Origin of the sequence: Streptobacillus felis (genome assembly GCF_001559775.1) — a bacterium.
Classification (GTDB): domain Bacteria; phylum Fusobacteriota; class Fusobacteriia; order Fusobacteriales; family Leptotrichiaceae; genus Streptobacillus; species Streptobacillus felis.
In genome coordinates, this window is the sequence record NZ_LOHX01000001.1 from 1 (window position 1) to 6,899 (window position 6,899).

Below are 6,899 nucleotides of genomic sequence, written 5' to 3' on the forward strand. Positions count from 1 at the left end.
GAAACATACACATTAATTTAAACTAATATAGTTTACCTTGAATTTCAAAAAATTCAAGTTATAAAGTTTTATATTTTAGCAATTTTTGAAAAGCAGCAACAGTTAAAATTTTGAAACCAATATATTCATAATCACCTTCAATTTGTAAATAACTCAAATGAATTTTTTCTTCTTTTTGATCCAAGTTCAACGAATAAATTGAACAATTTTTTTCATTATATGTAAATTCAAATCCCTCGTATTGAGATAATTTTTCTTCTTGTAATTCTTCAATTTTTGAAAAATTATGATTTATAGATTGCTTTGTAGAAAAAATTTTATATTTAAAAATAAATCCTACAACTGAAGGACGACCCTTTCCATTTTTTTTGTATTTTTTTTCAACTTTTAAATAATATTTTTTTTCTAATTCTTTCAGTATTGGCTTTATTATTCTTTTATCAATATCATTTATGTTATAGGTTTCAGGTATGTTTAATTGATGCTTGAAGTCTTCTAGTGAAACATCCCATTTACCTGTATTAAACTGTTTAATTCTTCTAAAAAATTCTTTAGTGTAACTTGATTTAAAATCTACAAATTCTTCCAGTTCAAATTTAGTAAAATTCTTAGCTATTTCATTTAATACCCATCTAAATTCAGTATTTAATCCTATTTGTATAATTTGTTTTTCTATGTCAATCGTATATTTGGTAAATAATACAAATTTAGTAAATTTTCTTTTATTTCCTATTTTAAATCTAATACTTATCAATTTATCATAAACATTTTCTAATGCCTTATGAAAGCTACTAGCAGTGTTATCTTTCCATTTAGTTAGTTTTTTCAAATAATCAAAATCAAATTCTAGTATCTCAAGTTCTTTGTTTTTCATTCTAGCAAATATAGCCATAAGAATATCTAATTCAGTTGAATTAAAGTTTCTAAGACCTATTTGATTAAAATCGTTGTTATATTGAACTACTTCATTTGCCATATTATCACCTCAATTTAATTATAGCATAAAACAAAGGTATTTTCAAGACATGTCCTATTTATTTACTGAAAATGTCCTATTTATTTACTGAAAATGTCCTATTTATTTACTGAAAATGTCCTATTTATTTACTGAAAATGTCCCATTTTAACCCTCACGGAGCTAGTATTCATTATAGCTGTAGGACACCTAAAATTAATATTAAAATAAATATGAAAAGAAATAGAAAAGGGGTTAACACAAAAAAAAGAGCTAAAAAAAGCCCTTATTTTTCAAAATTTTTATCTAAATTTTTATTTTTTTCTTCAGCTTTTAAATTTAAAGCTTGATTTAATTCTTTTTCATATAGGGAACTACGATAAATAGTGAAATATTTAGTATTCTCTAAGAACTCTTTAGCCTTATCTAGAATATCTTTAAATTTAGGAAACTTTTTTTCTAGATAAGAATGAAAATATTTATAAGTACTTAGTCTATCCTTTAGTTCTATATTCTCTTTAAATAACTTTTCTTTTTCTTCATTTAGAGCCTTAATTTCGCTTTCTTTTAAGTTTAAGGCCTTTTTATATGCTAATTCGTTTAAATTCTCTTTAGAAAGCAAATTTAAGCCATTTTCAAGCTCTTTAGTATCAATTGTAGTAACTCCTAAAGTCTTTTTAGGTAATTTTCTTAGTTTTTCTATTATTTCTAAATTTTTTTCTACTGGTTCTATATCGTTTAAAAAATCAACTTGTTTAGATATTTCTTTTTTTAGTTCTAACCGTTCTTTTCTTAAATCTTTATTTTCATTTAATAAATTATCTAATATTTCTTTTCTATCTACTCTAATAGCTTTTAAATATTCAGTGTTTGAATATTTTTTTTCATTCTCTAGATATTGATCTAGAGATATATTTTTCTTTTCCTCAATCATTTTTTCTTTTATAGCTATGTTTATTAATTTATTTTCTTCATTCTCGCTTATAGTTCCTATTTGTAATTTATATTTTAAAGCTTCTAATTCTTGTTTAAATTCTTTTTTAAGCGATTTTATATCCTTAGCCTTACTTTCTATCGTTTCATCTCTTCTTGGAACAAATTCGGCCATTTCCTCGCTTAATTTAGCCATATTTGTTTGTAACTTCTTTAAAATTTCATTTTCTTTTAGTTCGTTAAATACTATTTCGTTTAATTTTTCAAAAGAATTTTCTTGATTAAAGAAATTTTTTGAAGGAGTATAAGAATATTTTTTTTCATTTTCTTCAATTTGTTTTTTTGCTTTTCTCTTTTTTTCTTTTTCAATATATCTTTCTAAATTTTCTTTTTTAAATTTTTCTAAAGCCTCTTTATATTCTTGACTTTTTGGTTCTAGATTTTCATTTTTTTGATTAAGTCTAGAAAATTGTTTTTTCATAGCATTGTTTATTTTTAACATGTCAATTTCTTGATCTTCAGTTTTTTCTTCAATGTTTTTTTCTTCTCTATGCAGTACCATCAGTTGCATATGTGGCGTATTTTCGTCCATATGAAGAACTGAAGACATTATCATTGTATTAGGAATAAATTTTTTTATTATATCAAATTGAGCTTGATACAAATTTTTCCATTCTTCTCTAGTTAACAAATATGAAATATTAACCCCTGTTATATGTTCAAATTCATTTGGAACTATAGAGAGATAAAAAAAAGAAACATCCTTTGAATTATTTGAAATTTTTTCGCTATTTTCTAAAATTTCATTGTATTCAAATTCATTAAAATTTTTAAATGTGTAGTTCAAATTTCTCAAATTTTTGTTAACATCATTTTTGTAATTTTCTAATTCTCTATGATGTTCATTAAGTAAATTTTTTATACTTTTTTTATTCTTATAAGAGTTAAATTTTGAAACTCTTTGTATGGAGTTAAACTGCATTTTGATCTCCTTTCAATTTTTATTATTTGAATATATTATATCATAGATTTTTTTATTAGTAAAATGTTATTGGCCTGTAGTGACATTTTTTGTCCCAAAAATATCACACAGGCAAGGGAGTTCCCTTGACCCCAAAGAGTATTGTAAATTTACAATACTCTTACCCCTCAAATTTTGCAATTTGAGTGGAAAAAAAATTGTTCAATTTTAACATTAAGTTCTAGAACATAACTTCAAAAATTGAAAAAAAATTTTTCATTCAAAATTGATTTTTTAGAAAAAATATTTTGAATGAAAATAAAAAAAGGAGTGCTGCGACACTCCCAAAAAATTTTAAAATCTTAAAATGATTTTTTGTTAAAAAGTTAATCTAGCTAATAACAAAAAAATCAAAATAAAAAATAAAATTTTTATAACTAAACGAACCATATTGCACCTCCTTAATTGCAAAAGTGCAACATAATTATATCATAAAAAATTATAAAAAAAAAAGTTAGTTCGCAGCTAACTTTTTTTTATGGTTCGTTTATTTTACAAATATATTATATCATATTTTTTTAAAAAGTTAAATAAAAAATGAGAGGGGCAACCCTCTCGAAACATACACATTAATTTAAACTAATATAGTTTACCTTGAATTTCAAAAAATGCAAATTATACTAAATGTTTTTTGAAATAGTTATGCCATATTTCTAAGTTATCAAAGTTAAATTGATTTGTAAAATTATCGTCTTCATTTTTTACCTTAACTATAATTTTTCCCGCTTTATTTTGATATATATTTGTAATTTTTAAATAATTATATCTATTAAAAACTTGATCTTTTACATAAAGAGTTCTACCAACATAGTAATCTTTATTCAATTTTTTATTTGTGTTATATTCAACATTACCGTCTAAAGTGTAACCTTGATTTTCAACTATTTCTTTAGTAAATGTAAATAGAAAGCCAACGACTGCAGGACGTCCTTTTCTTTTCTTATCGTATTTTTTTATAATCTCTAGTTGATATTTTTCTCCTAATTCTTTTAGTATAGGTTTTAATACTCTTAAATCAATATCAGTAATTCTATAATTCATAGGAATATTTAATTGATATTTAAAATCTTCTAAACTTATTTCCCATTTTCCACTACCTCTAAACTGCTTCATTCTTCTAAAAAATTCTTTAGTATAACTAGATTTAAAATCAATAAACTCTTCTAACTCAAATCTAGTAAAGTTTTTTGCTAATTCATTTAAAACCCATCTAAATTCAGAATTAATTCCTATTATTACTTTTTGTCGTGGACCTGAAATGATATATTTTGTAAATAATACAAATTTTGTATATTCTTTATTATCTCCAATTTTAAATTTAATGGATATTAATTTATCATAAACCCTTTCAAGAGTGTCAAAAAAACTATCACTAGTGTTATCTTTCCATTTAGTTAGTTTTTTCAAATAACCAAAATCAAATTCTATTTCTTCCAAGCCTTTTTCCTTCATTCTAGACATTATTGCCATCAAAATATCTAATTCAGTAGAATTAAAGTTTCTAAGACCTATTTTATTCATATCATTATTATATTTTACAATCTCATTTGCCATAGAATATTACTCCTTTTTATTTTTATTATAACATATAAATTTTAATTAAACAACATGTTGTTTTTAATTTACTGAAAAAGTTGTTTTTAATCTACTGAAAAAGTTGTTTTAATTTACTGAAAAAGTTGTTTTAATTTACTGAAAAAGTTGTTTTTTAACCCTCACGGAGCTAGTATTCATCAATGTTTGCGAGGACCTAAAAGAAGTATAAAAGATACATAAAAGAATGGTATAAAAAGAATGCTTTCCAAAAAATTATAAAGATTTTTTCTTTTCATTTTCTTGATTTTCAATATTTAAAAATTTATTGATTTCTTTTTCATATTGCTCCTTATTCCAAGGACTGTATTCTTTTACTATTGAATTTATAGTCTTTATAACATCTTTAAATTTAGGAAATGTTTTTTCTAAATAATTCATAATAAATCTATTTTTAGAAAATTCTTTACTTAGGTTTTTGTTTTCTAATTTCAAATAGTCTATTTCGTCATTTAGAGCCTTATTTTCGCTTTCTTTTAGCTTTAAGGCTTTCTTATATGCTAATTCGTTTAAATTCTCTTTAGAAAGCAAATTTAAGCCATTTTCAAGCTCTTTAGTATCAATTGTAGTAACTCCTAAAGTCTTTTTAGGTAATTTTCTTAGTTTTTCTATTATTTCTAAATTTTTTTCTACTGGTTCTATATCGTTTAAAAAATCAACTTGTTTAGATATTTCTTTTTTTAGTTCTAACCGTTCTTTTCTTAAATCTTTATTTTCATTTAATAAATTATCTAATATTTCTTTTCTATCTACTCTAATAGCTTTTAAATGATCAGTATTTGAATATTTTTTTTCATTCTCTAGATATTGATCTAGAGATATATTTTTCTTTTCTTCAATCATTTTTTCTTTTATAGCTATGTTTATTAATTTGTTTTCTTCTTTCTCGCTTATAGTTCCCATTTGTAATTTATATTTTAAAGCTTCTAATTCTTGTTTAAATTCTTTTTTAAGCGTTTTTATGTCCTTAGCCTTACTTTCTATCGTCTCATCTCTTCTTGGAACAAATTCGGCCATTTCTTCACTTAATTTTGCCATATTCTTTTGTAATTTATTCAAGATAGAATTTTCTTTTAATTCTTTGAATATAATTTCGTTTAATTTTTCAAAAGAATTATCTTGAGTAAAGAAATTTTTTGAAGGAGTATATGAATATTTTTTTTCATTTTCTTCCATTTTTTTGGCTTTTCTCTTCTTTTCTTTTTCAATATATCTTTCTAAATTTTCTTTTTTGAATTTTTCTAAAGCCTTTTTATATTCTTGACTTTTTGGTTCTAGATTTTCATTTTTTTGATTAAGTCTAGAAAATTGTTTTTTCATAGCATTGTTTATTTTTAACATGTCAATTTCTTGATTTTCAGTTTTTTCTTCAATCATTTTTTCTTCTCTATGCAGCACCATCAGTTGCATATGTGGCGTATTTTCGTCCATATGAAGAACTGAAGACATTATCATTGTATTAGGAATAAATTTTTTTATTATATCAAATTGAGCTTGATACAAATTTTTCCATTCTTCTCTAGTTAACAAATATGAAACATTAACCCCTGTTATATGTTCAAATTCATTTGGAACTATAGAGAGATAAAAAAAAGAAACATCCTTTGAATTATTTGAAATTTTTTCGCTATTTTCTAAAATTTTATTGTACTCATTTTCATTAAAATTTTTGAAAGTGTAATTCAAATTTGATAAATTTAGGTTCACATCATTTTTATATTTTTGTAATTCTCTATGATGTTCATTTAGAATTTTTTTTATATTTAATTTGTTCTTAGAAGAGTTAAATTTATCGATTCTTTGTATTGAGTTAAATTGCATTTTGATCTCCTTTCAAATTTTCTTATTTGAATATATTATACCATAGATTTTTGTAAAAGTAAAAAGTCCTTGGCCTGTAGTGACATTTTTTGTCCCAAAAATATCACACAGGCAAGGGAGTTCCCTTGACCCCAAAGAGTATTGTAAATTTACAATACTCTTACCCCTCAAATTTTGCAATTTGAGTGGAAAAAAAATTGTTCAATTTTAACATTAAGTTCTAGAACATAACTTCAAAAATTGAAAAAAAATTTTTCATTCAAAATTGATTTTTTAGAAAAAATATTTTGAATGAAAATAAAAAAAGGAGTGCTGCGACACTCCCAAAAAATTTTAAAATATTAAAATGATTTTTTGTTAAAAAGCTAACTGAGCTAATAACAAAAAAATCAAAATAAAAAATAAAATTTTTATAACTAAACGAACCATATTGCACCTCCTTAATTGCAAAAGTGCAACATAATTATATCATAAAAAATTATAAAAAAAAAAGTTAGTTCGCAGCTAACTTTTTTTATGGTTCGTTTATTTTACAAATATATTATATCATATTTTTTTAAAAAAGTTAAATAAAAC

4 protein-coding genes are annotated in these 6,899 nt (G+C 22.9%); all 4 read right to left on the minus strand.

The window, feature by feature from the left end; translation table 11 throughout:
• Positions 1–58: 58 nt before the first annotated feature.
• The 4 genes from AYC60_RS00005 to AYC60_RS00020 all read right to left on the minus strand — a co-directional run bounded on the left by AYC60_RS00005 (position 59) and on the right by AYC60_RS00020 (position 6,323).
• The gene (locus AYC60_RS00005; protein ID WP_067319785.1) at positions 59–976 is read right to left on the minus strand and encodes a replication initiation protein; all 918 of its coding nucleotides are present in this window, start codon (positions 974–976) and stop codon (positions 59–61) included.
• Between the two features lie 265 nt (positions 977–1,241).
• Positions 1,242–2,870 (minus strand): plasmid recombination protein, encoded by a 1,629-nt coding sequence (locus AYC60_RS00010; protein WP_067319788.1) that lies wholly within the window; start codon positions 2,868–2,870, stop codon positions 1,242–1,244.
• 654 nt (positions 2,871–3,524) lie between these two features.
• Positions 3,525–4,463 carry a replication initiation protein gene (locus tag AYC60_RS00015; protein ID WP_067319791.1) on the minus strand — a complete coding sequence of 313 codons (939 nt, stop codon included), beginning with the start codon at positions 4,461–4,463 and terminating at the stop codon, positions 3,525–3,527.
• Positions 4,464–4,718: 255 nt separating this feature from the next.
• Entirely contained in the window at positions 4,719–6,323 is a 1,605-nt protein-coding gene (locus tag AYC60_RS00020; RefSeq protein WP_067319794.1) for a plasmid recombination protein, read from the minus strand.
• Positions 6,324–6,899 lie beyond the last annotated feature (576 nt).

Coding starts and splice junctions, on each gene's coding strand:
- AYC60_RS00015 (WP_067319791.1), bottom strand. CDS start 4,463: ATGGCAAATGAGATTGTAAAATATAATAATGATATGAATAAAATAGGT.
- AYC60_RS00020 (WP_067319794.1), bottom strand. CDS start 6,323: ATGCAATTTAACTCAATACAAAGAATCGATAAATTTAACTCTTCTAAG.
- AYC60_RS00010 (WP_067319788.1), bottom strand. CDS start 2,870: ATGCAGTTTAACTCCATACAAAGAGTTTCAAAATTTAACTCTTATAAG.
- AYC60_RS00005 (WP_067319785.1), bottom strand. CDS start 976: ATGGCAAATGAAGTAGTTCAATATAACAACGATTTTAATCAAATAGGT.